Below are 26,648 nucleotides of genomic sequence, written 5' to 3'. Positions count from 1 at the left end.
GGAAGCACCATGCTTGGCCGTCGTCTCGCCCATCACCTGATCCTTAGCGTGGAGCGTGCGCGGCGGGTGCGAGTTGCTCGTCGGCGGTCGGCTGCTCAGTGGGTCACTTCACCCCATGACGTCGAGTTGACGTCATGAACTCCCCTCACCAATGCGCCGACTAAACGGTATGGAAAAACATACCGTACGGAAAGACATACCCTATGGACAGGCATACCGTCTGACGCCGCGCTGCTGCTTCACTCGCACGGCTCGTGGAACGGCTGGGGGCCGCTTTCACCCTGAGGGGAAAAGTTCCAGGGGACAGAGCCGCGGGAGTGGCACCTGCGCTACTTCTTGCCCCAACTGCGAAAGTCGATGTCCGCGAGTTGCTGGTCGAAAGTGAACCGCTGCCGATAGAGCCGGGGCCGCGCCGTCAGGACACCGGAGCGCATCTTGCTGCGAAGCCGCCTCAGTGCCCAGAGGATGGTTCGGTTCTTGTAGGCCGCGTAGCCGAACACGACGCAGACGCCAAACGCGATCGCAAGCGTCCACCAGGAGAAGTGAAAGAGCGCGAGCACCATCGGCGCCCCGGCCTGCGGCGGCAGCGGCGTGCCAGGAATGCGGTAAGACTTCCCGGTGCGGGGCCAATAGTTGCTCATGCGTGTGTCGCCTCGGCCGTGGACGTCGAATCCACGCCGTCGCCAGCCGTAGTGGGCGCGCTCGCGGGTATCGAGGTGAGGACCGCCCCGCCGTTCGGGTTGAAGCCGCGATGCGCACAGTACTCGGTTGCTTCGCGCAGCGTCATGGAGGAGACCTCGACGAAACTCTCGAAGCTGATCAGGCCCTCGGCGAGCGCCGCAAATGACTTCGATTCGAAGTCGTTGCCGCGCTCGGCCACCAGCCGACGAACCGCCAAGCCCCACTGGTGAGTCGGCAGGTCCTCCATGCTTCGCTTGACCTCGCGATCGAAGACGCACCAGGATCGGAACGCGATCACCTTGCCGTCAGTGCGGCGCGCGAGCTTCTGCGCGACGACCAGGCGGGTCTGCTCGATGAACTCGTTGGCCACGCGAGCATGTTCCACCGGTGGGAAGAGCTGCAGGGTCCGTGAAAGCGCGCGATCGGGCGTCTCGGTGTGCATCGTTGCATAGGCCGCATGCCCGGTGGCGCCCAGCTCGAACCCGGCGCGCGCGCTCTCCATGTCGCGGATTTCCCCCATCTGGATGACCTGGCCCTTCCGGCGCATCGCGTTGGGGCCGACCATGTCCATGGAACGCAACTGCGCCCCTACTCCAACCTCGGTCTGGGTCGGCTCTGGCATGAAGCCGCCGGCGTAGCCCTTGAGCAGGTACTCCACGGGTTGTTCGTAGGTGAGGATGTGTACCGGATCGTGCCGGCGCTCCTCGAGGCGGTAGCGGTGCGCGGCTGCCAACAGCGTGGACTTGCCCGAGCCCGTGGTGCCGACGATCAGGATCATCCCGTAGCGCGGGAAGAGGTTCTGCATCAACTCGGGCTCCAGGCCCAGCTGCGCACACGTCGGGATCTGCTGAGGCATTGCACGCAGCGTGATGTTCACGCCAGAGGGCGTATTGCCCACCGAGCAGCCCGTGGCGTTCAGGCGGAAGGCCAGGACCTTGTCGCGGGAGATCACCGCGTCGACGCGCGAGTCGATTGCGTTGGCCGCTCCGATCTCCGTCTGTCCGCTCTCGTTGAAGAGCAGCGCGAGGATCGTATTCACCTCAGAGTCGTCCAGGCGGCGATCGGTGACGGGATGCCACAACCGGTTCACCTCGGCCCACACGTAGTCCGTTGAGGAGAACTTGATGTCGGAGACCCCCAGGTCGTAGACCTTGGCCAGGAAGTCGTTCAGGTCCGTGCGCCGGATGTTGCCGATGGGCAAGGAAAAGCGCGGGACCGTCGATTCGGCGGCGTCGAGCACGACCCGTCTACTCCAGGGGCTTCCAGCGGCTCGAATCCTCGAAACCGGCCTGGCGGGTGATGCGGAACATGGTATTCCCCACCGCGATCGTGTTCGGACCCTCCTGATCGACCATGGTCTGGGCGCTCGCGATGACCGGGATCGTGACCATGCCGCGCTTCCACAGATCGTAGAAGAGGCGCATCCCGAAGTAGGTCTTCTCCAGGTTCGCGACGTTCAGGTCGAAGATCTGCTGTGCCTGGGCGCGCCCGGTCGCGATAGCCTGCGCGACCTCTTTCTTCCAGAAAGCCTGTTCGGCGCCGTCGCGCGGCAAGAGGCTCTTCACGGCGGCCATGTCGGCCGAGTCCTCGTTGGGCAGTCCCAGCAGCAGCCAGTCGCGCCAGGTCGGAGCGATGGCCACGAAGCGGGCCGGCTCCTCAATCTTGTAGATCGCGCCGGAGACACGCATGGTGGTGGCCTCGAGCGAGATGGCGTCCTTGCTCTCCATGATGACGGGAGGCAGCACACCCGGTCCCATCATCAAGCCACCGAAGTCGTAGCGCTTGTCCAGCTCGCGGTCGCGCTTGGCGACCTCAGCCGCGATCTCCCGTGAGCGCTGAAGTAGACCGAGGCGCGTGCCCAGGCCAAAGGCGGTCTCGCGCAGCACCGTCTCACGAACCATGCTCAGCCGGCTCTCGGACTCGGTCGAGCCCTGCGCGTTCATGAGCGAGTCAATAGACAAGGATTGGGTCTGGGCTGAAGTGGCCTGTGCCGCGCCAACCACGATGAGGGCGGTGACCAAGCTCAGGGCCTTGCGGCGGAACGGGATTCTGGTCATGTCGGGATCAGAAGGCGCGGTAGCGAATCTCGATGCCCGACGGCAACATGACCAGGTCGGCGCGCTGACCGAGCTGGTATCCGATGTCCCGCATGACCTCGTCGACCGGAACCCCGAGTGCATGCACCTGGACGTACAAAGGAAGCCGCGGCGTTGGCCCGGTGACTGTGACCTTCTGGCCGGTGACCGGCTCGAGCTGCTTCAGGAGGTCGTTCGCATCGCCGCGCCAGGTCACCCAGAGCTTGCCCTCGGCAATCCGGGGAGCCGGGGCCTTTGCGTCGGCGCTGCCGGTGAAGGCGGCCTGGCCGGCGGACTTCTGAAAGAGACGATCCAGCTGGGCTGCGGCGGGATCCGTGGAGGGGGCCGGTGCCGGTGGCGTCGAGCAGGCGGCAAGTGCAAGGAGCGCTGCAGAGACTGCACCAGCGCCGAAGATCCGCGAGATGTGGGTCATTTTGGACGAGCCCGGGAAGGGATATGGATTTGTGTGATCTGCACCGATACTATCGCACGGACAATTCGACCGCCAGAGACGCCCGCCCTTCCGCATCCATGTTCCTGGCAATTGTTGAAGATTTAATACGCCCCGGGGCGTCGCATCGACACCTGCGCGGCGCCCGTCACGCACTCATGCGAGGCGCCCGGTGGTCGACGTCCAGCTCCTTGGGCCAGTGGCCCCGCGCCTCCCGCGCCTTCGCCATCTCTCCGCTACGAAGCGCTTCGAACATCTTTTCAGTCGTCGGAGCCGTCTCCCCCGACACGCGCTCGGCCAGCCACCGGCCACAGTCCTTGAGAACGGCCCAGACTTCCTGGAACAGCCCCCGCGGTGCGGGCTCAGTGATCTCCATCTCTCCGGTGCTCCAGAGGGCGAACGCGTGGGCGGCGCACTCCTCGGGGTGGCTGCATTGCCGGGCGGCGTCGAGCTCGCCCAGATCGATCAAGGTCTGCTGCGTCCGGCGTGCCAGCAACTTGTGGGGTGCGAATTCGCGCTGCATCGCGACCCTCTCGTCGACCGTCAGCATGTTTTCGGTGGCGAAGTGCCACGCTTCGTGGCGCGCGGCGCGGTCCAGATTCTGGGCGTGCAGGTTCAGCAGAATGCCGTTGTTGATGTACTTTCCGGCCACCTGGCGGTGCGTCGCGATGTCATAGAGCGTTTCCATGAGCTTCACGTGCCTGGTCGTCCCCATCATGAGTTCGCACTCCGCAAGGACGCGGTTCACCTCGACCTGACCGTTACGCGCCCCCTTCCAAACCGGCGACAGGCTGTACAGCGGCATCGGGCCTCGAAGGGCTTCCTTGACTGCCGGCGTCATCTCGAACTGCGGGACGTCGTGGGTGACACCGTTGAGGGTGACCTGACCCATCGTCACCCTGGCCCCGTGGGGTTTGAGTAGCTTGTCAGCCAGCTTGGGCAGGATGTTCTTGTAGAAGTCGTCCAGGCTGGCACCACCTCCGGCGCGACCGCCGTTGCGCATGGACTGGGTGATCCAGGCGAACTGGTTCACCTGCGGGATCGCTGCCGCACGCTGCATGAGCCGGCGCAGGACGAGGCCCGACCATTCCTCGGTACTCGTGACGAACGGGGCCGCGGGCGTGCTACCCGTCCAGCCATTGCGGCGCCCCTCTTCCGCAGCGGCGCTCATTTCCGGGTCCTTCGGGTCGTACTTCACTCCCCGCAGTTCGACGGTTGCCTTGGTCTTGATGGCGCCAATGAGCAGTTCCCGCTCCGGGCCTTGCAGGTGAGTCGCACCGAGCTTCTTCGCGAAGAGAGCGATGACTGCCTCGCGAGCGGCGGCCCGGCTTGCCTTGCCGCCAGCCTGCGCCCAGTCGCTCTGGACCTCCTCGACGAAGAACAGCGAGCCGCGTTCGGTGATGCGCGCGTGCGCCATGATGTTCTTGTCGACGCTGCCGTCCAGGGCACCCCGAAAGTGAGATGCGGCATAGTCCCAGGCCTTTGGCAGCAGCTCGCGCAGCGCCTTCATCTGGGCCTGCATCTTTCCTGGCAGTTCCGGATCGTCCATAAGGGACTCGAGGCTGAAGGCCAGATCCGCGGCGTCGTACTGCATCGCCTCGATACGGTACTCAAGCTCGCTCAGCTCGTCCTGGACGTTGTCGCGCTGCGAGTTAAGGACGAAGAGCAGCTCCTTGTACGCGCCGCCGGGATGGCGCCAGTCTGGATAGCGCGGCTGCGCGAGCTCCAGTTCCTTGACCGTGGGCAGCCCCGAAAGCACCAGTCCTGCGACCTCATCCCTCGTCAGCGACTTCGAATCCGATGCCACCAGACTCTCCAGGATCTTGCTGTCCTCGAGTTCCGAGCGCTTCACCCCCTTGGTCTGGAGCGCCTTGATCATGGCGGCCCACTGTTTGGGAGGAGCCTTGCCCTGGCTGCCAGTGACCAGGAGTTGGTGAAGCTTGGAGTAGAAACCGGCGTCACCGGCTGCTCCCACGGTCTCCAGCGTATGGCGGGCGTTGAGGTAGCAGTATCGATCGCCCTTGGAATTAATCATTCGTGCTCGTCCGTTGGTGCGAAGTAATGGGTTAGAACGAGTATAGATTCGACGCTCGCAACATCGGAGGAAACTTTTTCTTGACTCGTCGCGGCCGCCGCCAGCGTGCATGCGCTCGACCTCTCGCGTCCACCGGCCCCGAGGACTTGGTAGAAGTCCGGTAGAAGTCCGGCTAGAGCTTCATGCGCGACCGACTGCCCCAACGGACTTAGCCTAGGGCTAGCCGAAGTCTCGTACAAGTCCGGCYAGRGCCTCATGCGCGACCGACTGCCCCAACGGACTTAGCCTAGGGCTAGCCGAAGTCTCGTACAAGTCCGCGCCAGGGCCTCATGCSCGACCGACTGCCCCAACGGACTTAGCCTAGGGCTAGCCGAAGTCTCGTACAAGTCCGGCCAGGGCCTCATGCGCCATCGACCTCCCCAAGGGACTTAGCCTAGGGCTAGCCCAAGTCTCGTACAAGTCCGGCCAGGGCCTCATGCGCCATCGACCTCCCCAAGGGACTTAGCCTAGGGCTAGCCCAAGTCTCGTACAAGTCCGGCCAGGGCCTCGTGCGCCACTCGCCGGCTCCAGGGACTTAGCCACGACTTCGGCTTGCGCTGGGCTAATCCTGGGCCAAGTCTGCGTCAAAGGCGCCACAGAATTCATCTGATCGCGCCTCCATGACCTTGACGGGAAGGCCGTGCATGTGCGATTCTTCTTTGCAACTGACTAACTATGCAAAGCATTAAGGAATCGCACAATGATCAGCGCTGCAGTCGCACCCGTGGTGATGGCCATCGATCTGGGCTACGGCCTCACGAAGTTCACGAAGCTCAAGCGCCTCGCCGACGGCGCGGGCGTCGTCGAGTACGACCTGTTCCCCTCGGTTGCGTTTGGCGTGGATCGCCGTCGCTATGAGCTCGAGGAACGCCGCAGCGAGGATGTGAAGGTGGTGACATACAACGGCGAGTCGTTTGTTGTCGGGCCGGACGTCATGAGCCGCGCCGCCTCCAGTTCGGACTTCGGCCGCCATCTGGACGACAAGTACTACGACAGTGCGCCCTATCACGCCCTCATGCGTGGCGCCCTTTCATATATGGAGGTCGACCACGTTGACGTGCTCGTTCTGGGCCTGCCCGTCAGCCATTTCCGCGACCCCGGCAAACCCGCAGCTCTCAAGAAGGCGTACACCGGCAAGGTCGCCCTGGACGGTGAGCGCTGCATCGTCATCGACAAGGTGGTCGTGCGCCCGCAGCCCATGGGCGGGTTCTACAGCCTGGATCGGCACATCGACGGTATCAACAAGACCATCGGCCGCTTCCCGCAATCGGGCCTCAAGCCCCTGGCGGACTGGAACCAGTTGGTCGACACCATGACGATCGTGACCGTCGATCCGGGCGAGTACACGCTGGACTGGCTCCTCGTGAACCGTGGCAAGCCGAACACCGACGTCTCGGGAGCCGCCGGCGACGCTGGGCGCCATCGCGTGATGACCACGGTGAAGGAGCATTTGGAAGCCAAGATCGGCCGGGCGATCGCGCCATCGAACTTGGGGCGCCTGAACCATTCGCTGCGTACCGGCGCCGTCTTCAAGCTCGACGGCCGCGCGATTGACATGGCAGACCCGGAAATCCTGGCGGCGGCGCGCCGCGCGGTGCGCGATCCCGTGGGCATCATGATGAACGGCATCAAGGGCGCCTGGGACATCATCGACATGGTTGTGATGGTTGGCGGGCACCCTGCGCACTACGCCGAAGAGATCGCCGAGCGCATGCCGGACATGCCGATCTACCTACCGAAGCACTCCGTCTTCAGCAACGTCGAGGGCTTGCAGCTCATCGGCGAAGGCATCGCGCAAGCCGAAATTGCCGCGTCCGCTGAAGCAGCGTGAGTACGTCGATGGATACCCAACGCCGTGTGGACCTGCGGATCCGAATTGCCGAGGTGGAAAACCCACGGCTGTACGCCAAGCTGGCTGCATTCCAGGGCCACTCGGCCAAACATTCCCGCGGCGCGCTGGTGCGCCGACTCTTGGACCAGGGCCTGCTGCTCGAAGAGCAGCGTGAGTTGCAGGACCCGCTGCCCTCCCCGGCCGCTCGATCTGCACCCAACGAAGCGCCGTCGGCAAGCCCCGCCATTCCGGGCCAGTCAGACGAGGCAAGCAAGGCGGCCATGAAGAAGGCGAAGAGATGAACCCCAACGAGGACGTCCTGGAGATCCGCATCCGGTTCCATCGGGCCGAGAACCCGATGCTGTTTCGAGCCATCTCAGACTTCGACGCTGCGCCCGGCCTTCGTACTCGCAACCTGTTCGTGCGCCAGCTCATGGAGATGGGCCTCATAGTGATGGAAGAGCGGATGCGCCGCCAGGACGACGGCTTGTCGACCCGGGTGTCGGGTGGCGTGGTTGACCAGGTGACGGGACCAGCCTCCGCGATCCAGCGCTCCTCGGCGTCCGTTCAGTCGGATGTTCCTCGACCTCATCCTCCGAGTGCACCAGGCGACGCTCTGGTCACCGCCCCGGCTGCCGCGCAGACGCACACGGCTGGCTCGGCCGAAGCTCTCGCGCAGGATTCGTCAAGCCAACCGACCCTGGCGGCCCACCAAGCGGAATCGGCTGCGCGGCGGCCTGTCACTCCGGTGCCGCCCCCCGCGGCCGGCGACGATGACCGCCCTCCTCCGCGCGTCCCCGGCTTCAACGGCCGCCGCATGCTGGCGGTGAGTCGTTCGAATGATCGTCGAGGCGGCTTGCGAGACGAGCAATTGCTGCTTACCGCTGTAAGCACCAGTTGGGTGGCGAAATCAACAGTGAGTGTCTGTATGGCGGTCAATCGAACTGCTGCTTACCCCGGTAAGCACCAGTCGGGTGGCACTCTGACTCGTCGTTTCGGGTGCGCGCAACTGGCGCTTACCGGGGTAAGCACCAGTTGGGTGACGCCCCGCAATTTTCGCCAGAGTTTCGCGGACGGCAAACCAGTCGGCGGAAATTCTGCGCCGCGTGACGGGCTACTGCGGCTTACCTCGGTTAGCTGCAGTCGCATGCGTCGCGAAAGACACCTTCAAACCACGGCTCAAGAGGTCAAAAACGCCATGCAACTGGTGCTTACCGCAGTAAGCACCAGTTGTGCGCATGGGCCGTTTTCGGGCCCTTTTTGGGAAGTGTTTCCACGACCTCTAGCAGATATTAGCCATTTGGGGGGAATACGGGCTGGACGAGGTGCTCGCGGGGCGCACTGGGACTGGAACCGCACCCCCTGGACCAAGCGCCCCCCGCCCGCCTGACCGCACCCGACCTCAGTCCACCCCAGAGCAAAGCCACCCCGGAACACCAACTCCAACAGGACCCCAGTTCCACCAACCCGCGCCCGGAATGAATCACCCCATGGACAACAATCAAGCCCAGAACCAACCTTCCACGGCGGACCAGGATCTTCCGGGAATCCATTCAGCAACGCCTCACGCCCCGCGGGACTCCAGCTCCAGCCCGAACCCCGATCCATCAGTGACCGGGAGCCCGGTCGAACGGCTGAGCGACTGGTACGAGGCCGCCATACAGCCAGTCAACGACGTGACCGCCGCGCTCTACCGCAAGCGGTACTTCATGATGGTCGATCGCTTGGCAGCGGTTCGCAACATCGACCCCGACTTCGTCTCGATCGAGGACCTGATCGAGGATCTCAGGACAGATCCGGCGCTCGCCGTGGGCACCAAGAACACTTATCGAGCGGCAATCGTATGGGCCTTGAACCAGCCCGACATGGGCTTCTCCGTAGAGGTCCGCGACAAGGGCCTCGAAATCGCTCGCGCCTACAACCCCCGCCTGGGCACTGAGCAGGCGATCCAAGTGCGCCGGTCTCGAGTCTCCGCCCGCGCCATCCCGGAGCAGGATCTCGGTCCGCTTCTGAATGGACTCCTCGCAGCCCGAACCACCCCGCAGAATTGGGCCGCGAAGACTACAGCCTGGCTCAATGCGGGCATCGCAACAGGCGCACGACCCGGTGAATGGGAGACAGCCTATTGGTTCGACCGAGGACGTCACATCCTGCGGCTCCCCAATTCGAAGCTCAAGAAGCAACCATTCTTCAACTGGCGTTTCATCCCCGAGCGCTTGCTCAATCGCGCCGATGCCGACCTGGCTACGATGGCCGGCGCGGACTTGACCAACGTTCCCGCGGTTCTTGACGCCGCGGAGCGCCACGCCGAACTGATCTCCACGAACCTGGCCTTCTTCGATCAGGCCGAGGCGATGGCAGACATCAATAATGAAGTGGCCATCGAAAACTTGCGTCGCCTTCGTGCGTGGGAGCTGCGAAACGCAGGCCTCGCCTGGCGCGACGTCGAGGTGCCGTATCGGTGGGTTGGCGCCGTGGACGCCCACCTCACCAGCTTGCAGCAGTACCTGGCCGGCGGCGGAGAACAAACGTTCGACCGCTATTCCAATGGTTGCAGGGCCGCACTCCGCGCAGCTTGCCTCCGAGCCTTTCCCGACGGCAAGCTCTACTCGCTCTACGACACCCGCTCGACGGCGGCCGCAAACATGAAGGCCACCGTCGGACCAGAGATCGCTGCGATGGTCATGGGCCACTACATGAAGCGCAAGCGGACGATCGCCTCCAACTACGCCGGCTCCGATCGGGCGTTTCGTCGAGCCGGCCGGTTCGCGCCCGGCCTGGCAGACACCCAGAACCAGCGCGACCAAGCCGCCGACCGGGCGTCGGAGCAGTCGCCATCGGAAGGCGGCGTCAGCCCGAACGCGGCGCCCTCGCCCATCGATCCCGACGCGCTGGCGCCCGAATGAGCCTTGGCCTTTCGCACATGGATTCGCGACGCACCATGGAGTCAAATAGATCAGCCGAACGCGAGCGATCTGCGGATAGCCTCAATCTCTGGCCGGCAGCGTCAACGCCCGCTCGCGCCCCGCACCTCCGGCTCATTGATGCGCATTTCGGTACCTTAAACACCCTGTCGTCCACTAGCGCGAATCTCGGAAAATGGGCCCGGCACGCATGAAGACACGAGGGCGGCCTCTGAAACGTAATGTTTCACGGAGTTTTCGGCTGTCAGTTTTTTTCCAATGATGACAGGGAGTTAGCTCTCTTTTCTTCCGCTTAGAGCAGAATGTTTCACGAAAATAGCCTCTCTGAATGCTGTTTCGAGGAAGTATGGCCAAGTGCACCGTATACTTCAGTTACTCAGTAACTAAACCTAGTCATGGCTGAAGTTTCATCGGACACTCCCTTCATGGTTACAGGGTCGAGCGCCGAGGTAGACCTGCGTCTCGCGCCAGTCTCCGGTACCCAAGGTTGGCCGCCGTTCTGCACCCTCGCAGAGCTAGCTCGGATATTGACGATGTTGCACGGCCACCAAGCGCCGACCGAGTCGTCGCTGAAGAAGTGGAGCGCAGCTGGCGAGTTCAGCTCCTGCATAGCCCCCCAGGCCGCGGAGCATGAATTCGGTCCCCCGCCCGCCTCTTTCACCGGGGAGGCGCTGTCGCGCTCGCGCCGCGGCGGGCGGCCAGGTCTCCGGCTGGACACTCGCTTGGCGATTGCTCGGGTCTACGAGCTATGGCCACACTTGACGGACACTGGCTCGCAGGCAATCCTCGACTTGGCTGTTGCCCGGGCAGCCGACAGTCTCGAGCTTCGCCTTACTCGCCTGGTTGCATCCTCACCTGCGCCCTCTTCCCCAGTTCTTGCGGCGGCGCCCGCAACCGCTCACGATTCGTCGAGCGAGCTCCTCGGGGAACTGCTGGGACAGATGAAGTCCCTCCGTCAGGAAATGGCCGAGGTGAAGCGCGAGATGGCCCAATTCTCGGCAATGCGCAACAACCTGATCACGAAGCTGGACGATGCCGTGGCCCGCGCCCAGGAGGCCATCGGCGGTGGATCTCGATCCGGTGGCGGTCCGGATCCTTTGGTTGAGGCCCGGCGCGACAGGGACATGGGTGTTGTGAAGTCGATGCTGAGCGAGATCCTCGAGTCATTGAAAAAGGAATAGATCCTGAGGCGCCGGCGGCGCTCCTACCCAGCGCGCGCGACCGGTCCTATTCCAGGACGTCATGCGACAAGCTCCTGCAGTGCGCGCCCGCATATGATCGGCTGCGAGGACAGGCGAAGCCTACAGGTGGCGACCCGCTTCCCACGTTGTTGGCCGTTCACGTCGCCCATTTCGTTCGGAGTGCCAACTAGGTCCGCGCCCCCTGTTGCGCATTCGCTCCCGCCCGTCTTCGTCGGCGCCGCCCCCTCGGAGGCATCACAGAATATGGGATCGGGTCAGCAAGGAGTGGCCACACTTGACGGACAACGGTTCGCTGGCTTTGCTCGACTTGGCAGCAATCCGGGCGGCCGACAGTCTCGAATCCCGCCTCACTCGCTCGATGGCATCCCTATCCTGCGCCCTCTCCTCCGCTCCACTCCGGGTGTGCGCTGGACTATTTCAGATTCCTAGGCGAGCTCGTGCGGGAGCTGTTGGCGCAGATGACTTTGGTCCGCAAGGAAGCGCCCCAGGTGAAACGCGGAATGCGGAGGCACCGGTGGACCTCGATCCAGCGGGGATGCGGATCCTTTGGCGCAGAGCTCTCCAACTTCGACATGGGCTCTTGAGTCGCCGCTGATCGAGGTCCTGGGTCATGAGAACCAGTCAGATTTGGCCTTCCTGGGCTCGCTAAGTTACGACGGCTTCATATCAATCCCGAGACTAGGGGTCCAAGGTGTCTGACGGTCAGGCACATCGAGYAATGCCGGATTGCTCGCGTTCGCCGGGCGTCCGACACAGCCGGAGCATCAGACGCCCCAGTGCTTAAATTGACTGCAGGTGTCTGACGGTCAGACACCCTCAATATCGGTCTTGGGCGGCTTGCCTTCGACGCGAGTTCTTCCGCAGTCGACTCTGTGCCTGACGGTCAGACACCCCGGGTATGGAGATTGAGTGTGGGGCGTCTGACGGTCAGACACCCCAAGGGGCCGTTCTTGTTCACTGGCTTTGACGGTGCTTCTCCAAACTACCAGACGACCCGTCTGCATGTGTTGAGTTGGGGTTGTCCAAGGGCTATTGACCCCTGCACATCGCTCTTGGGTGGCTGTAAGCTCGACGAGGTCTTCCTCGGCCGACGCAGCGTCTGACGGTCAAACACCTCAGACGGCAGTCCGGATTCACAGTTTCGGCGGAGGTACTACGGACATTCAGACGGCCCGCTGCATATATCCAGTTGGGTGTCTGACGGTCAGACACCCCACATGTCGGGCCCCGGCTGGCTGGCCTTCGACGGAAATTCTTCCCGGCTTGCCCACCATCTGGCGGTCAAATCCCCCAGTGAACGTGTCGGATGGAAGGTGTCTGACGGTCAGACGCCCTGAATATCACTTCGGTTGAGTCGCCTTCAACAGGAATTCTCGGGTAGCCGACCCAGGGTCTGATGGTCAGACACCCAATGAAGTGGATCGAAGGGCGTCTGACGGTCAGACGCCTAGATGCTTGCGCGGCGGGCTCTCGGCATCGCCCCGCCTACTTCATCTCGCTGAACAGCCCCTCAACATATCTGAAAAGCTCTGCCTCCACCGCCGGAGGAAGAACGCCCGGCTTCACTTTGATAGTCAGCCCGCCCTTGCTATCCCGGTTGTAACTGCCTGCTGCCTTTCCGCGAGTCTTAAAACGCACGACCTCGGTTTCAGCCGGTACATCAGGACCCGCGAGTAGCCGACTGAGTACCGCCTTTGGCGACCTGTCTGCATCGCCCAGATCGACGATTTCCTTGGCACGAGCAAGGACTGCATCGCGACTGCTCTCAAGAGCCTTGATCAGGTCAGGCGCCCAGCGGTACTGAAGGCTATGGGGCCGCGGGAATGCACGGACGACCTCGTCCGGTAGCGAAGCAAGTTGGATGGCAACCGCGACCATGCTGTTATTCACGCCAATTTCCTGGGCCATCTTTCGGATTGAAGGGAAAAGTCCAAGCTCCAGAGCTCGCTGATACATTCGACCTTGCTCCCACGGCGACAGGCTTTCCCGATCGCGATTCTCGCGATCCATCTCCGAGAAGAGTTCCTGATCGCTGAGATCGGCGACCGTGGCGGCTACGGGAATCTTGAGCTCTAGGCAGGCCCGATGGCGACGATGTCCAAAGACGATCTCATACTCATGGTCCGGGTCACCAGTCACGGGCCGTACCTTGATCGGCTGAACATTCTTTCCGGCCTGAGCGATCTCCTCGCGTAGCGCCTCAAAGGCCTGGTCCGCAAAGGAACCGGGATGGCGATTCGCGTACTTGCTTGCGCGGATCCGTGTCGGGTCAAGCAACTCGACAAACTCGCGCTTCTCCATTCCTTCAAGCTTCTCTTTGAGAGCCCGGTTCTCTTCCTCGACACCGCGCCCCATAGCCAGCGACACCGAAATCGCACCAATGGCAGTACGCGGCCGATCTTCCGCTTGCGGGCGAGCAGCTTCATCCTCATCGAGACTGTCGAAGTCGATCCCGCTGCCCTTCTTAGCAACCTTGCTCATACAGCAACCTCCGACTCACTGCTCTGGCGCAACCAAGCCCCGACCATTTGTGATTCCACTGTCTCAACGAACTGCTCGTATGCATCCACCGCCCGTTTGATCGTGCGCGAACTTGCCGATCCTGGCTTAAGGTCGTAGATTGAACCGAACTCCGCACTCGCTGTCGCCGCGGTTGAGGTCTTAGGGATTTCGATCGGCAGTACCTTGGAGCCATAGGCGGCGCTGATCCACTCCCGCACGACGTTGGTTGCGATGTCGCTCGAATCGACCTTCGACAAAAGCACATCGACAAATTCGAAGGTCTTCGACCGCCCGCGTTCGGTCAGTTGCTTGGTCACGTCGTGAAAGAGATCCCAGAATTGAACGCTCGAGGCAAAGTCCAGCGCATTCGGGGGCAGGGGAGTGATGATTCCATCCGCTGCCATCATCGCGTTGATGGTGACGTACGACAAGGCCGGAGGCGTGTCCATGATGATGACGTCGTACTCTTGACGGGCTCGCTCTATCCCGTAGTGGATGACGTTCCAGAACTGAAACCCCTTCGAGGCCTCGTCCTTCTGCCGACTCGGCAGGCTGAACTCCGCGCCAAAAAGCTGGGATGTCGCTGGGACGAGGTCGATACCGTCCCAATACGTTGGCCGGATCGCGTACTCAATGCTCTGCTCGTCACCAGTGCACAGCGGAAGGATGGTCTCGTTCCCTTCAACCTCGGCATCCGGCAGGATGCCGAATAGGGTCGTCATGCTGCCCTGAGGATCACAGTCGATGACCAAGACCTTGTGCCCGCGCAAGCTGAGCCCTTGAGCGAGCGTGACCGCCGTCGTCGTCTTGGTGACTCCGCCCTTGAAGTTGGCCACGGCGATCACAATCGCCTCGGAGCCACTCGGCCGCAGGCGATCGGTTCGAAGCTCCCTGGCCCACTGGCGGGTTTCTGACAGAAGAAACTCGCGGCGACTGCCCGCAGCGTTCATCGTTCCGGGAGGAAGCGTGCCTCCTTCCTTCTTGGCGCGATAGTCAACCTGACGGGTGTCTAGCCCAACCAATGTCCCGACCTGGGCCGACGAAAAGCGGGGGGCTTCCTTTGCGACGTTGGGCGCTAACATGGCCTTGCGCACGCGAGCCAGAATCTTTCGCGCGCGCACCGCCTGATCCCCGATGTCAGCAAGCTCTACCCGCTCCCGACCTTCAACAAGTATGTTCGCCACGTTTATCCTCAATGTGAAGTTTGACGTGATTCTACGTTTGAAGAGGTTCTCGACAGCAAATCTGCAATCGAACCCCGAGTCGCCACAGAAGCCACACTTGGCGGACACCCTGGCTATTGCAGCCTTGGGGTGGGAGAAATCGTCAAGATCTTTTAGAACCCCTTTTGGGGAATTCAGAGATTCGCTGTCGTGATTCTCGAATAACTTCAATGACTTACGACGGTATTCGTCCGTGAAGTGTGGCATCACCGTCCGGGATCTGTGGTCCCCACGTCCGGCCAATGTGGCAGCACCGTCCGGAATGTGTGGCCGACGTCCGGTAAGAATGGCCGTGGTTATCCACAGCGCGGCCTAATATGAGCATCTATTAAGCGTCCGTGAAGTGTGGCGTTAGCCTAGCGTCACCCATTGCTGTCCCACGTTTGTAGCGACGCTGCACCTTCGAAGTGCGCGTGCGTGGATGAATCCTTCTGTCCAACGCGCTTGGACGTTAGACTACGGAGATGCCCACGGGTCAACAAGTTTCCTTTCTTCCAGCCGACGAGCGCACTGCTGCCACGTCGCCGCCGAGGATATTGACCAAGTCGGTTCACGCGCTGGCCATCGAACCGCTCAACATGGCCCTGACTGTGACGGGCCGCAAGGCGTACAACGTCATGCTGTACATCTCGCAGCACTCCAGTCCCGATCGAGAAGGTTGGTATTCCTCCCCTGTGAGTGCGATCTTGCGAGGGTACGGATCCACCACAAAGGCGTCGGAACGCCTGCAACGGTACATCGAGCAAATGGTCACCACCGCGGTCGTGTGGAGGCCGCTGGCCGCCAGCGAGCAGGGCAGGTTGTTCTCACCGGAAGGAGCCGGGGACACCGACATAGATCCGGACGCCCCGGACGACACGCAACAAGGCGGACGCAACAAACTGGCGGACGACGACGAGGCCAGGACCTTTCCGTTACTTGCCGAAGCACGGCTTTCCCGACGCAACGGTGAAGCCTGGGCGAAATGGGTGTATCCCCCTTCCATCAAGGAACAGCTGATCAACCCAGATCGGTATGCGCAGGTCGAGCTTCAGTCGATCGCGCTGCTGACAACATACACTTCGGTCGCTTTGTACGAGATCTGCGCGCGATTCAAGAGCAGCCCTGGTGCGCTCACAAGCCGCGCCTCCGTCGACTTCTGGGGGCGCGTCCTGCGTGAAGGCGGCGACATAAAGCCCAGGGAATGGCGAAAGATCAAAAACGAACTTGTCGCTCCAGCAATCGCCGAGATCAACGAGGTCACCGAACTCACAATCGAGCTCGTTGAACACCGGCCAGGCAACGCCGTTGTCTCCGCTCAGTTCAGGGTCACCAAGAAAGCGAGGGAGCGCGCTCGTGCAAGCGGGCCAGCGGACGTAGCCCAAGTGCTGCGCGCAGCCAGACTCGAGATCCGCGAAGCTGACTTCGACTCGCTCACTGCAAAATACGGTTCGTTCAAGGTTGCGGAAGCGCTCGACGCTCTTGAGTCATACGCAAATGACCCTGCCGCGACGAAGATCGTCAATCGGACCGCGTACCTCAGAACGATTCTTGCCAATCGCTATCCCGACAATCAGACAGAGATTCTGGCGCCGCAAGAGTCCGCGTCATCCGGAACCGTCCAACAGGCCATCGATGGCGATAGCCGAGAGCATCTTGTGAAGAAGTGGGTTGCCGGCCGTTTCAAGCAGCTCAACGCAGAATTCGGGCAGCTCTCCGATGACGAGCGAGCGAAGTGGATCGACGCAACCGCGACCAGGTTCACGACGCCGGCCGTCAAGCGTCGCCTGGAGAACCGAGACTGGGTATCTCCGTTGGTGAATCACCTGGTCCTCGACGCCTACGCGGTCGGAACCTACGGCAATGGATGGAAGACCCCGACCGACATGGACTTGGCGATGTTCAAGGTAGCCGAGACACGACGCTCATGATCGTGCCCAGTTGTTTCGCTGATCGCTTCGCCGCGAACTAATCCCCGCAAAAAACTACCACCGCGAATCTGACAACCGTATTATTGCGTTCATTGTTTCGCGGAGAATCGAAGGGCAGGGGAGGGCGGTGGCGCGGGCCGGTCGCTCTCGGCTGACCTCGTTCTCGACGGGCCGACCGTGCCGCACGGGCCGCAGCCGTCGGAGACACCCAGGAGGTCAACTCACACGGAATTTCTTTGTCTTAGAAGAAGAATCCAAAGGGAGCCAGTTCGGAAGGAATCTCGTCTGGATGGGCAAGACCAGGCCAGGATCATGGCTCTGGGAGTGGACGGCCCTGGCGGGGCGCGGGCGGCGACCGAGAATGACACCCAAAGGGCTTACTCGACTCGCAGGACCACGCAAATGACTACCTCGCCGCTTTACCTTCACAGCTCAGGGCCAGGCAACTGCATCATGAAGCACCGTTGTTGATTTCCATCCAGAAGTGACCCACTGGGTCAGGATTCCATGGAAATCAACACCGACGGGTGTACTTCAGAACGATGTGGCGCCTCGGCTTCGTCACTCAGTGCCCGATCCATCTGTGTGAAATGCTCGCTCGCTGCCCGGCCTGCGGGGCGGGAGTGTGGCCGGTTGGGGCGGCAGTACCTCGATTGTTCGAAGTCGATAGGCCGACGTACTACATGCGATGCGCACGTTGCGGATTTCAACTCTGCACCGCCGACGTCTAGTTGGCTCCCGAAGGGGAGGCTGCTGCGTGGTGGGCAGCTTCCTTTGACGGATGGGATGCCCCAGCAGATCTCGCGGGAAAGGTCGGTAGGGAGCATGGACTACCTGCAGGCGTTGGACGCGATCTGTCATCTGTTCATCCGCAAGCGTGCTCGAGCGCAAATTCTCTCGGGGCCTTGAACCTGGGCGGCGGCCGCCCGGAGCTTGGTACTGGAGCCAGGGACGAACCAAGTCGAGCTCCTAGGTGTGGAGGATCGTCGAATGGTGGTGAACCTTGCTCGGCCCATGCTCGAAGCATGGCCAGATGCCTTCATGGACTTCGCTAAGCAGACGGGATTGAGCCAAGAACACCTCAGTGGGGCCGAACTCCTGATGCCGGACTGGATGTGCTCGGCCGTCTATCGGAGCCTGCGAAAGCAGAACAGGGTGTCCGTGGAAGCCGTCTCGGCCCAAATCGCGGCCATGCAATCCGCCGGGCTGCGAGTTACCAAGCAGGCGCTGCGCGCGCGGCTTGGAAGCGATTCGAAGGCGATCCGAGTCCTCCTCCCGGGCAGGCGGAGGGCGACCTGGTGGGAATTGAGGGCCTTCGCCCGGAGGATGACGAGCAAGCGCCAACGCCGGCGGCGGCGCCAGACTGTTGCGCTCGTCCGAAATCAGCTTCACGTGATCCTCGCGGTACTGTCTGGACAGACCCTGGATGCAGTTGCGTCGATGTCGACCCGACCTATTCACGCATCGACGGCTTTGGCGAGCCGCCAGGGCCTTCCGAGCGCGTGCGGTTGCGCTGTCGTTCGGGCTGAACGACAACCTCGTGCATCAATGGCGTCGCGGTCGCGGGACCAGTCCCGTGCGATCGGAAGCATCGACGACGGTTGCCGGGTCTGCGCCCGAGTTCGTTGCACTGTCATTGCCGGCGCCGCCGCTTGCACCGACGTCATCACGCGCGGCGGCTGCACCCGCCGAGGCGATCCGGCTCGAGCTCAAGCGCGGCGCTCTCGGTGTGAGCGTCGTGTGGCCGATCTCGGCGGCCGCCGACTGTGCGGCATGGCTTCGCGAGCTGCTGCGATGATCCGCATCGACGCCTGGTGGCTCTGCACCCAGTTGGTCCAGTCGATCGCTCTTTCTTTGGCCAGCATCGCCCGTGCCGTGTGCGCCAGGGCTTGGCCCATACCAGTCCTTGGCGCTGCGACGGCACACCCTGCTTGTGCCTCACCAAGGCTGCGGGCCTGCTGCATCAAAAAACCCTCCGGTCTGCCCATCGTCCGGCAGCAAGGCGAGCCGCACAGCCGCAGCGGCGCCTTCGGCCACGGTTTGGTATCCGCGATGACCGTTCAGATCGGTGGCGGTGTAGCCTGGGTCGGCAGCGTTAACCTTGATGCGGGCCTCTCCCAATTCGGCCGCTAGCTGCACGGTCAGCATGTTCAGTGCCGCCTTGGAGGCGTTGTAGCCTATCAATCTAACGCTTGCAAACTGCGACTTTGGGTCGGCGTTGAGCGCAATCGACCCAAGCCCGCTGGAAACGTTCACGATCCGTCCCGAAGCCGAATTCATAAGCAGAGGCACCATGGCCTGGGTCACTTCGAGCGTGCCAAAAAAGTTGGTGTCAAAGATCCTGCGCACCGCAGCCATGGCGGCCTCCGTCGGCGGCCCGTCCGCCTGGTCTGTGATGCCCGCGTTGTTGACCAGCACATCAAGGCGGCCGTGCGCACTGGCAATCATGCCGGCCGCCACCGCGGGCGTGTCAGCGCGGCCGAGGTCGAGGTGAACGAAGCTTACGTCCAGGCCTTCCCCTTTGAGCAGCAACGCTGCGGCTTCCCCGCGCGCCACGTTGCGTGCGCCCAATAAGACGTGTGCGCCAGATCGGCCGAGTTGGCGAGCAATCTCCAGACCAATGCCCTTGTTGGCCCCAGTGACGAGTGCGATGCGGGGTGAAGAGTTAAGCATAGGGTTCCTTGATTTGTGCTGGGCCGTGTGGCCCACTTCTCAGTTTATGAAGGAAGCTTCGACTTTTGAATTCGCATATGAAACCGTTACCCGCCACCAGCCTCGCGCCACGCAGGACGCCACGTCAAGCCCGATCGATCGCCACGGTAGAAGCGATCTACGAGGCCACTATTCAGGTTTTGCTGAGCGAGGGTCAGGATCGACTTACCACCACCCGGGTCGCGGACCGTGCTGGCGTTTCGGTCGGCACGATGTACCAATACTTCCCGCACAAGCGGGCCTTACTGTTTGCCGTACTTCAGGAGCACCTTGGCGTTGTGGCGCTCGCTGTGGAGGAAGCAGCGCGGCGCTGCCGTGCGCAGCCAATCGTCTCAATGGTTGATGGTCTTGTTGGTGCGTACTTGGATGCGAAGACGACGCGCTATGAGGTCGCGTCGGCGTTGTATCGGATGGCCGGCGAGTTGGACGCGGCGGAGATGCTCTCGGCTATTTCAAAGCGCATTCACAAGGCAATCTCCAGCTTGCTGGCGAGCGCGGTGGACGTCACGTTCGAAAATTTGTCTGAGGTGACTTTTACGCTTTCTGCAGCAATGGCAGGCGCGACGCGCGTCGTGTTCGAGCGCGGGGCAACGCCGACCATGGTGCGGACGTTGCGTAGTGAATTGCCGGTGATGTGCTACGCGTATCTGGCGAAACGCGCAGACCGCCCGAGTTGACAGATGCACGCGCTTGGAGTCGGGGTGCCTGCGAACGCCTGCTGCTGGGCCAAAAGCCGAAGTCTAGCTTGCCGGCAAGGGAGCTGATACTGGGTCAAGATGGGATGGCTGGTCGCTTACATGCAGGTACCGCTGTCATGGTTTCTCGCCGGCATGCACCCCTTCCTGGCGCGACTGGCACCTCGCATACCGCGCTAGTTCGGCTCGTCCTCGCCGTCGCAAATGCCGGCACGCTGCGGGTGATCCTGCCATTGTCAGAACGCACCAAGGCCAGGTGCCACGACCCTGTACGCCATGGCCCCTGAATCGGTGAGAGCGCTCAAAGCACGTGGGTGTGACAGCGCAAGGGTGCATTCAATGCGCCGTACATAGGACCCCCGAGCCTGCGCACCCCCGAAGGTATTCGCATCCCTGATCGATCACCGCATTCCTCGGCGCGCGGCTGTGAGACGATGCGGCGTTCCATGTCAACCGGGAGTCAGCGTCCGGTGTCCCTCTTTTGGGCCACTATGGCATGGCGAGCGTCAACAACGGCGAAGTCCAGACGAACGGCCCCCCGATCTGTCGCGAATACATCGCGCGTATTGTGAAAGGACGAACGCCTCTTGGCTGCATTGCTTTACTGTGCGCTGAAACGACGCAAGGTCATCGTTGCGACGAGGCTCGGTTCCAGTTATGAAATCCAGCGCAATCGGCGCTCCATTCGCATCTTTCGCCAGTCAACCTTGGCGAAGCCGTAGACGACGGCGAGCAGTCCAAACTGCGTCGCCACGAAATACAGCAGCGAGTCAGAAAAGCTCAACTCCAATTCGAGGTGCTCCGACAGCGCGGACGCACTGACGAATGCGATCGTGTAGCTGACGACTCGCCCGACGAAGAATGGGCCTACCAGGAGCCACATGGGCGCCCGCGTCAGTCCATAGGCCAGGAAGAGCACGTTGGACGGCAAAGGGCTGAAGGCGAAGAGCAAGAATCCGAACGCACTCGCGGAGCGGCGTCGGGAGATGGTATCGGCGACCTCCGACAGACTCTCACGCATCGCAGGCGAGACATGGCGGCTACACATGATTCGCTGGGCGAAATGTGCGAGCACTGCACGTCCGCAGGTGGCAGCGAGTGCCGCGACCCCTGCGGCCAACCATGGACTGGAGGCCGGATAGTGCAGGCCGAGGTAGGACAGGATCATCCACGTTGGGGGCGCGAAAGCGGGCATGACATTCACGACGAAAATGACGGCGAAGAGCAACGATACGGAACCCATGCGGCATTCTCCAATGGGAAGTCAGGCCGCCCATTCGATGCCGACCGCGAGGCCACCCAGGCGGCGGGAGCGCCCGATGGTCACCGTGGCCTGCTGCACGGCCGCGATGCGGCGCACGATCGACCATCCCAGGCCGCTGCCGCTCTCGCCGCTGCCCAGGACGCGGAAGAAGCGCTCCCCGCAACGCGCCATGTCCTCGTCCTTCATGCCGGGGCCGCTGTCCTCGATGCTGAAGCGCACATGGCCTTGCGACCGGATGATCTCGATGCGGATGTCGGCTCGCCGCGGGCTGTAGCGAATCGCGTTGTCGACCAGATTGCGCACGAGCACGGCGAACAGGGTCGGATCGCCGCGGACCGGGCATTCCTCCACCGCATCGACCTCGATGCTCTGCTCCCGGTGGATGGCCGACGGGGCGGCATCGGCCACCACCCCGCGCACCAGTGCATCCAGTGCCACCATCTTCCATTCGAGTTCGGCGCCGGCCTCCAGCCGCGACAGGATGAGGAGCTGCTCGACCACGCGCGCGGCCCGGTCGCAGCCCGCCAGCGTCGCCCGCAGGGCATGTCGACGCCTGGCGTCGTCGGCCTCGGCGAGCGCCACCTGGGCCTGCGCCCGAATGGCGGCGATGGGCGTGCGCAATTCGTGGGCGGCGTCGGCGGTGAAGCGGCGCTCCGATTCCATCAACTCCCCGATGCGGCGGAACAAGCCGTTGAGCGCGTCCAGCATGGGCGCCATCTCCGAGGGGGCGCCATCGATGACGACCGGGCTCAATGCCTGCGGCTCACGCCGAGCCAGCGTCCTGCCGAGCCGCCGCAGCGGCATCACGCCTCGATGGACCGCCCACCACACCGCCAGCGCGAGCAAGGGCAATGCGACGAACATCGGCCAGAGCGTGCTGCGCAGAACGGCGCGGAGGATTGAATCCCTGGAGTCGATCTGCTCGCCCACGTAGACCTGCACGTCGCGCTCGCTGCCCTGGGCCGCGAATACGCGCCATGGCGCGCCGCCGATCCGGATCGTGCTGAAGCCCGACTGGAATCGCCCTCCGGCGTCGATCATCGGCTGCGACGGTGCATTGGCCGAGCGAAGCGTCAGGCGGCCTTCGTGGAAGACCTGGAAGGCCACCTTGGGCGCATAGCGGTGCAGCGTCGGGGCCTCGATGCCCGGGGCCTCGTCGGAGGACTCGGGCATCTGTTGCGCGACCAGCAGCGCGGCACCCTGCGCGAGATGGCTGTCGAGCAGTTCGTCGAGTTCGTGGCGCACGTCGAGCCAGGTCATGGCAGCAGTCGCCAGCCACACGCTCGCCACCATGCCGAGCACCAGCGACAACAGGCGGCCTTGGAGCGAGCGGGGCATCGTCGTCAGCGGCCGGGCTTTTCGCGCAGGAGCATGTAGCCCACGCCACGCACGGTCTGGATGAGCGAGGTGCCGAGCTTTCGGCGCAGGTGATGGACGTGCACCTCGACCGCATTGCTTTCCACCTCCTGCCCCCAGCTGTAGAGGTGCTGCTCGAGCTGCTCGCGAGAGAGCACGCGCCCGGCGTTGAGCATCAGCGCGTGCAGCAGGTCGAATTCGCGGGACGACAGCGTCACCGGCTCGCCTGCAAGATGCACGGTGTGGGCGCCCGGATCGAGCACGACATCCTGGGCGCGCAGGCGTTCCTGGACCTGGCCGTGAGCGCGGCGGATCAGCGCTCGCAGACGTGCCGCGAGTTCGTTCAGGTCGACGGGCTTGACGACGTAGTCATCCGCGCCCACGTCAAGGCCGCGGATGCGGTCGGGCACGCCGTCGCGCGCTGTGAGGACCAGGATGGGGATCGAGATGCCCGCCTTGCGCACGCTGGCGAGCACCGGCAGGCCGTCCTTCAGCGGAAGACCCAGATCGAGGACAGCCGCGGCATAGGGCTGCGCGCGCAGCTCGCGCTCGGCGGCCTCGCCGTCGCGCACCCAGTCGACCTGGAAATCAAGCTGACGCAGGCCCGCGCGGAGACCGTCGCCAAGCAGGGGATCGTCTTCGGCGAGCAGGATGCGCATGGGGGATTGTGAGCGCGAGGAGCTGCGTCGCTTCAGTCGTCGTCGCGATCCTGTCCGGCGGCCTTGCCGGACACGGCGGCCGGACCGCCGGTCGTGCCCGCCGGCGCGCCCTGCCACTGCATCCACCAGAAGCCCAGGACTGCGGCCAGCATGAGGATGCCGACGCTGCGCCATGCACTGCGCACCCCATCCTCGGGGCGGCCCGGCTTGCGCCCCGTGATCATGGCGCCGACCAGGTTGTCGCGGTGCAACCAGCTCGCGAGCAGCACGCCGGCGACGTGAACGCCGACCATGCCTAGCATGAGGTTGGCCGCGGCTTCATGGACTTCTTCCAGCCAATGGCCGCCGACGTCCTGGTACGTGGCCCAGCCTGACGCCGTGACCGCGAGCGCCAACCCGAGCAGTGCGACGATGGCAAGGGCGCCCGCGGGGTTGTGCCCCGTAGGGGGCCGCGTGTGCCCGCGAAGCATGCCGCCGAGGTAGGCCGCGACGGCGCGCGGTCCGCGCACGAAGTTCGAGAAGCGTGCGTATCGGGTGCCCACGATGCCCCACACCAGACGAAAGACGACAAGCGCCGCCATCGTGTATCCGAGCGTCACGTGGACCAGGCGCCACGACTCGCTCTCCGCCGTGAGGTAGGCGCCGCCAAAGCACAGCACGATGAGCCAGTGGAAGACGCGCACCGGCAGGTCCCAGACGAGGATCCTGCCGGGCCCCGGCTCGGCCGCCGGGCGCTCAGCGGGGGATGCGGACTGTATGTTCATTGAAATCTCCTTGATCGGCTTGGGTGTGACAGGCCGCGCAGTTGGCGGCATTCCTGACGCTGGGCAGCTTCCATGCGGCGGTCGCCACCTCGCGGTGTTCGCGGATGAACCAGTTCGAGCGCGTGATGCGGTCCTCCGGCGGCGACTCGCGCGTGCGCGCGCCGGTGCCGGCGTTCGCCGTCAGCCAGTTCGCAAGCGCGCTGACGGTGCCGGGGTCCAGCGAGGCATCGGTGCCGTAATGGCGGGGCAGATTCGCCATCACGCGTTGCCAGGATGCTGCCGGCAGCATGCCGGGCGGGTAGGCCAGATGACAGGCCGCGCACTCCTGGACGTACTTCGGCAGCAACGACGTGCGCGCCGGGCGGGTGCTGTCCTCGGCCCAGGCCTGGGGCCCCAGCAGGGCGGCGAGCGCGCAGGCCCACGGGCCTGCACCGCGAACGCGGGGGAGATATCTCATCCTGGATTCCTGTGGGTGAAGTTTCGATGTCGACGCCGCTTCACGGTTTGAGCGTGATCAACCAGCTCAACACGTCGGCCTTCTCCGCGGCGGTGCATTCGCGACCCACGACGTCATTGCAGTTGCGGCGGAACCACTTGTCGGCCTTGGCGGCGTCGGTGAAGCGCTCGGGGTTGAATGCGGGGGCGAGGGCGACGATCGGCTTGCCCGTGGCCGCATGACGGCCGGGCGCGGTGGGCACGGCGCCGTGGCAGGAGGCACAGCTCCATTCGCGGCCATGGCTGCTGTTGAACAGCTGCTGCCCGCGCTCCGGCCTCGCGGCGGCGCCTGCCTCCTTGCCGTAGCCCGCCAGCAGCTCGGCGGGCGTGGCGGCGCCAGCCGCGGGTGCGAGGACCGCGACAATGGTGGCGGCTGTCCAGGCCGCGGTGGCGCGGTAACGATGCGCGGTCCGATGTGTCTTCAACAAGCTCATGGCGACTCCTTGAGGGGCATCGTGTCGCCGCGGTCTTAGGGTTTTCTTAACGCAGGGCCCGCAAGCCGGCGCGCTCCTTCGGACGTCGCGGACCGGACCCGCAGCGCTTGACCGAGGTCAAGGGCCGGCGCCGAGCCGCGTTGCAACATCGACCATCGCCGTCCCATCGTCGCCCGCATCTCCCGTCTTCCGTGCCCGAGGCCTGGGCAAGACCTACCACGCCGGCGACGTCGATGTCGTGGCCCTGCGCGACGTGGATCTTGACGCGTATGCGGCGCTGTTCAATGACATCGCCTCGAATCCCCGCTCATTGACGAGGCGCTGGAGCAGCTAGCGTTGACTGCGCGGCGTGACGACTTGCAGTCACAACTCGAGGGTCGAACAGCAGCGCGTGGCGATCACGCGCGCTATATGGACTGATCTCGAAACGTCGGGCCTGAAACTGGTGCCGATGGACCTTGCCATGCATGTGGCGGCCGCCTACTTCGCAATGTTATTGCACCGGTCATGTCTTGTGCGGGGTGAACGAGCCGCCAGGGGACTTCATGAAATCAAACCCCTGAACGATGTCCGAGTGATCCGCCTCTCGCCGCACGAAGTCCACGTGTATAGACATTACTTGGGCGAACTCTTTCTTGGCTGCGATCTTCTTCTCAACGGCATAAACAATCTTCCCAGCCTCGTCGCCGCGAGCGGCGGGGTCGCCGCTGTTCAGCTTGCTGTTGACCATGACAATCGTGATCTGGTGTGCCGCCGATTTCAGCTCGACCGCCGCGGGATGGGACGTGGCCGCCGCGAAGGCCGCGTCATGGAGGGCAGGGATTGATAGGGCTTGCCGTTGTACAAGCGCTTCGTCAACTGAAGCGTCAGCGCACCACCCACTTGCCGAACCGGCTATCCCGGAGAGAGCTAGCATGCCCGCGATTGCGAATCTGAAGTCCATTTCAAGTTCCTATGAAACCAGCATGAGATGAGAACCCTCGTGTCGGCTCTCAGCTTAAGACTTACGCGACGCGCAAACTTGATCTTTCGCAAGGATGCTGCCCATGGCCGGCCAGCCACGAACGGGTTGGCGATGGTGCTTGCGTCAAGGCGTGCAGAAGGACATGGCGTACTCCGGTTGATGTCCTGCGGCGGCGCCTCGCGATCCGCAAGTTGACATTGGTCAAGCGCAGCGGTGTGCGTGGCCGGGCGAGTCGTCGCGTCCGCCTACACTCGGCGGAGATCGCAGCAACCTCAGCATCAAACCATGAAGATCCTTGTCGCTACCGATGGGTCCAAGTATTCCCTCCGCGCCGTCAAGTACGCCGCGCGGCTCGCGCATCTGCTGCGCACCGCGTCGAACAAGATCACGCTGATCAGCGTCCATGACGATACCGGCCTGCGCCATGCCAAG

At 63.3% G+C, this 26,648-nt stretch carries 22 protein-coding genes; 7 read left to right on the top strand and 15 right to left on the bottom strand.

Annotated features, from left to right (window positions below):
- Nucleotides 1–329 precede the first annotated feature (329 nt).
- From icmT to AC1DNF_RS25125, 5 genes are all read right to left on the bottom strand, one after another.
- Nucleotides 330–641, bottom strand: coding sequence for an IcmT/TraK family protein (gene icmT, locus AC1DNF_RS25145; RefSeq protein ID WP_478151371.1), 312 nt, complete (start codon nt 639–641; stop codon nt 330–332).
- Entirely contained in the window at nt 638–1,921 is a 1,284-nt protein-coding gene (locus tag AC1DNF_RS25140) for an ATPase, T2SS/T4P/T4SS family (protein WP_478151370.1), read from the bottom strand. Before AC1DNF_RS25140 ends, icmT begins: the two co-directional genes overlap by 4 nt.
- A gap of 7 nt (nt 1,922–1,928) precedes the next feature.
- Nucleotides 1,929–2,738, bottom strand: coding sequence for a type IV secretory system conjugative DNA transfer family protein (locus tag AC1DNF_RS25135; protein ID WP_478151369.1), 810 nt, complete (start codon nt 2,736–2,738; stop codon nt 1,929–1,931).
- A 7-nt stretch (nt 2,739–2,745) separates the two neighbouring features.
- Entirely contained in the window at nt 2,746–3,189 is a 444-nt protein-coding gene (locus AC1DNF_RS25130) for a DotD/TraH family lipoprotein (protein WP_478151368.1), read from the bottom strand.
- Nucleotides 3,190–3,355: 166 nt separating this feature from the next.
- A complete protein-coding gene (locus AC1DNF_RS25125) occupies nt 3,356–5,242 on the bottom strand; it encodes a hypothetical protein (RefSeq protein WP_478151367.1) in 1,887 nt (628 codons plus the stop codon).
- 739 nt (nt 5,243–5,981) lie between these two features.
- On the opposite strand from AC1DNF_RS25125, the gene AC1DNF_RS25120 reads away from it, so the two are divergent.
- The 4 genes from AC1DNF_RS25120 (at nt 5,982) to AC1DNF_RS25105 (ending at nt 11,217) form a co-directional block, all read left to right on the top strand.
- Nucleotides 5,982–7,112: a ParM/StbA family protein gene (locus AC1DNF_RS25120; protein ID WP_478151366.1), complete on the top strand. Its 1,131-nt coding sequence runs from the start codon at nt 5,982–5,984 to the stop codon at nt 7,110–7,112.
- Nucleotides 7,113–7,120: 8 nt separating this feature from the next.
- Nucleotides 7,121–7,414, top strand: a complete 294-nt coding sequence (locus AC1DNF_RS25115; protein WP_478151365.1) for a hypothetical protein — start codon at nt 7,121–7,123, stop codon at nt 7,412–7,414.
- A gap of 1,188 nt (nt 7,415–8,602) precedes the next feature.
- Entirely contained in the window at nt 8,603–10,018 is a 1,416-nt protein-coding gene (locus tag AC1DNF_RS25110) for a hypothetical protein (protein WP_478151364.1), read from the top strand.
- Between the two features lie 776 nt (nt 10,019–10,794).
- The gene (locus tag AC1DNF_RS25105) at nt 10,795–11,217 is read left to right on the top strand and encodes a hypothetical protein (protein ID WP_478151363.1); all 423 of its coding nucleotides are present in this window, start codon (nt 10,795–10,797) and stop codon (nt 11,215–11,217) included.
- 1,506 nt (nt 11,218–12,723) lie between these two features.
- On the opposite strand, the gene AC1DNF_RS25100 is transcribed toward AC1DNF_RS25105, so the two are convergent.
- Both AC1DNF_RS25100 and AC1DNF_RS25095 read right to left on the bottom strand, forming a co-directional pair.
- A complete protein-coding gene (locus AC1DNF_RS25100; protein ID WP_478151362.1) occupies nt 12,724–13,719 on the bottom strand; it encodes a ParB/RepB/Spo0J family partition protein in 996 nt (331 codons plus the stop codon).
- The gene (locus AC1DNF_RS25095; protein WP_478151361.1) at nt 13,716–15,170 is read right to left on the bottom strand and encodes a ParA family protein; all 1,455 of its coding nucleotides are present in this window, start codon (nt 15,168–15,170) and stop codon (nt 13,716–13,718) included. The genes AC1DNF_RS25100 and AC1DNF_RS25095 overlap by 4 nt, the downstream gene beginning before the upstream one ends.
- Nucleotides 15,171–15,427: 257 nt before the next feature.
- Between AC1DNF_RS25095 and AC1DNF_RS25090 the strand changes: the two genes are divergently transcribed.
- Nucleotides 15,428–16,873, top strand: a complete 1,446-nt coding sequence (locus AC1DNF_RS25090) for a hypothetical protein (protein ID WP_478151360.1) — start codon at nt 15,428–15,430, stop codon at nt 16,871–16,873.
- 1,938 nt (nt 16,874–18,811) lie between these two features.
- Here AC1DNF_RS25090 and AC1DNF_RS25085 read toward each other — a convergent pair.
- Nucleotides 18,812–19,546, bottom strand: coding sequence for an SDR family oxidoreductase (locus AC1DNF_RS25085; protein WP_478151359.1), 735 nt, complete (start codon nt 19,544–19,546; stop codon nt 18,812–18,814).
- 77 nt (nt 19,547–19,623) lie between these two features.
- On the opposite strand from AC1DNF_RS25085, the gene AC1DNF_RS25080 reads away from it, so the two are divergent.
- A complete protein-coding gene (locus AC1DNF_RS25080) occupies nt 19,624–20,262 on the top strand; it encodes a TetR/AcrR family transcriptional regulator (protein WP_478151358.1) in 639 nt (212 codons plus the stop codon).
- A 673-nt stretch (nt 20,263–20,935) separates the two neighbouring features.
- Here AC1DNF_RS25080 and AC1DNF_RS25075 read toward each other — a convergent pair.
- From AC1DNF_RS25075 to AC1DNF_RS25045, 7 genes are all read right to left on the bottom strand, one after another.
- Nucleotides 20,936–21,523, bottom strand: a complete 588-nt coding sequence (locus AC1DNF_RS25075; RefSeq protein ID WP_478151357.1) for a hypothetical protein — start codon at nt 21,521–21,523, stop codon at nt 20,936–20,938.
- Between the two features lie 21 nt (nt 21,524–21,544).
- Nucleotides 21,545–22,882: an ATP-binding protein gene (locus AC1DNF_RS25070; protein ID WP_478151356.1), complete on the bottom strand. Its 1,338-nt coding sequence runs from the start codon at nt 22,880–22,882 to the stop codon at nt 21,545–21,547.
- A 5-nt stretch (nt 22,883–22,887) separates the two neighbouring features.
- Complete coding sequence (locus AC1DNF_RS25065; protein ID WP_478151355.1) at nt 22,888–23,559, bottom strand: winged helix-turn-helix domain-containing protein; 672 nt, start codon at nt 23,557–23,559, stop codon at nt 22,888–22,890.
- A gap of 32 nt (nt 23,560–23,591) precedes the next feature.
- Nucleotides 23,592–24,323: a cytochrome b/b6 domain-containing protein gene (locus AC1DNF_RS25060; protein WP_478151354.1), complete on the bottom strand. Its 732-nt coding sequence runs from the start codon at nt 24,321–24,323 to the stop codon at nt 23,592–23,594.
- Nucleotides 24,295–24,780: a diheme cytochrome c gene (locus tag AC1DNF_RS25055; RefSeq protein WP_478151353.1), complete on the bottom strand. Its 486-nt coding sequence runs from the start codon at nt 24,778–24,780 to the stop codon at nt 24,295–24,297. Before AC1DNF_RS25055 ends, AC1DNF_RS25060 begins: the two co-directional genes overlap by 29 nt.
- A 40-nt stretch (nt 24,781–24,820) precedes the next feature.
- Nucleotides 24,821–25,252 carry a DUF1924 domain-containing protein gene (locus tag AC1DNF_RS25050; protein WP_478151352.1) on the bottom strand — a complete coding sequence of 144 codons (432 nt, stop codon included), beginning with the start codon at nt 25,250–25,252 and terminating at the stop codon, nt 24,821–24,823.
- A 505-nt stretch (nt 25,253–25,757) separates the two neighbouring features.
- Nucleotides 25,758–26,195: a hypothetical protein gene (locus AC1DNF_RS25045; protein ID WP_478151351.1), complete on the bottom strand. Its 438-nt coding sequence runs from the start codon at nt 26,193–26,195 to the stop codon at nt 25,758–25,760.
- Between the two features lie 306 nt (nt 26,196–26,501).
- On the opposite strand from AC1DNF_RS25045, the gene AC1DNF_RS25040 reads away from it, so the two are divergent.
- A partial coding sequence (locus AC1DNF_RS25040) for a universal stress protein (protein ID WP_478151403.1) occupies nt 26,502–26,648 on the top strand: 147 nt, incomplete at its 3' end.

This window comes from Variovorax sp. 01T432, assembly GCF_056398605.1.
This window is presented reverse-complemented; position numbering and strand designations above follow the sequence as displayed.

Excerpts from the sequence above, each read along its gene's own strand:
- icmT (WP_478151371.1), bottom strand. The coding sequence starts at position 641 with ATGAGCAACTATTGGCCCCGCACCGGGAAGTCTTACCGCATTCCTGGC.
- AC1DNF_RS25135 (WP_478151369.1), bottom strand. The coding sequence starts at position 2,738 with ATGACCAGAATCCCGTTCCGCCGCAAGGCCCTGAGCTTGGTCACCGCC.
- AC1DNF_RS25130 (WP_478151368.1), bottom strand. The coding sequence starts at position 3,189 with ATGACCCACATCTCGCGGATCTTCGGCGCTGGTGCAGTCTCTGCAGCG.
- AC1DNF_RS25125 (WP_478151367.1), bottom strand. The coding sequence starts at position 5,242 with ATGATTAATTCCAAGGGCGATCGATACTGCTACCTCAACGCCCGCCAT.
- AC1DNF_RS25120 (WP_478151366.1), top strand. The coding sequence starts at position 5,982 with ATGATCAGCGCTGCAGTCGCACCCGTGGTGATGGCCATCGATCTGGGC.
- AC1DNF_RS25115 (WP_478151365.1), top strand. The coding sequence starts at position 7,121 with ATGGATACCCAACGCCGTGTGGACCTGCGGATCCGAATTGCCGAGGTG.
- AC1DNF_RS25110 (WP_478151364.1), top strand. The coding sequence starts at position 8,603 with ATGGACAACAATCAAGCCCAGAACCAACCTTCCACGGCGGACCAGGAT.
- AC1DNF_RS25100 (WP_478151362.1), bottom strand. The coding sequence starts at position 13,719 with ATGAGCAAGGTTGCTAAGAAGGGCAGCGGGATCGACTTCGACAGTCTC.
- AC1DNF_RS25095 (WP_478151361.1), bottom strand. The coding sequence starts at position 15,170 with ATGCCACACTTCACGGACGAATACCGTCGTAAGTCATTGAAGTTATTC.
- AC1DNF_RS25090 (WP_478151360.1), top strand. The coding sequence starts at position 15,428 with ATGCCCACGGGTCAACAAGTTTCCTTTCTTCCAGCCGACGAGCGCACT.
- AC1DNF_RS25085 (WP_478151359.1), bottom strand. The coding sequence starts at position 19,546 with ATGCTTAACTCTTCACCCCGCATCGCACTCGTCACTGGGGCCAACAAG.
- AC1DNF_RS25080 (WP_478151358.1), top strand. The coding sequence starts at position 19,624 with ATGAAACCGTTACCCGCCACCAGCCTCGCGCCACGCAGGACGCCACGT.
- AC1DNF_RS25075 (WP_478151357.1), bottom strand. The coding sequence starts at position 21,523 with ATGGGTTCCGTATCGTTGCTCTTCGCCGTCATTTTCGTCGTGAATGTC.
- AC1DNF_RS25070 (WP_478151356.1), bottom strand. The coding sequence starts at position 22,882 with ATGCCCCGCTCGCTCCAAGGCCGCCTGTTGTCGCTGGTGCTCGGCATG.
- AC1DNF_RS25065 (WP_478151355.1), bottom strand. The coding sequence starts at position 23,559 with ATGCGCATCCTGCTCGCCGAAGACGATCCCCTGCTTGGCGACGGTCTC.
- AC1DNF_RS25060 (WP_478151354.1), bottom strand. The coding sequence starts at position 24,323 with ATGAACATACAGTCCGCATCCCCCGCTGAGCGCCCGGCGGCCGAGCCG.
- AC1DNF_RS25055 (WP_478151353.1), bottom strand. The coding sequence starts at position 24,780 with ATGAGATATCTCCCCCGCGTTCGCGGTGCAGGCCCGTGGGCCTGCGCG.
- AC1DNF_RS25050 (WP_478151352.1), bottom strand. The coding sequence starts at position 25,252 with ATGAGCTTGTTGAAGACACATCGGACCGCGCATCGTTACCGCGCCACC.
- AC1DNF_RS25045 (WP_478151351.1), bottom strand. The coding sequence starts at position 26,195 with ATGGACTTCAGATTCGCAATCGCGGGCATGCTAGCTCTCTCCGGGATA.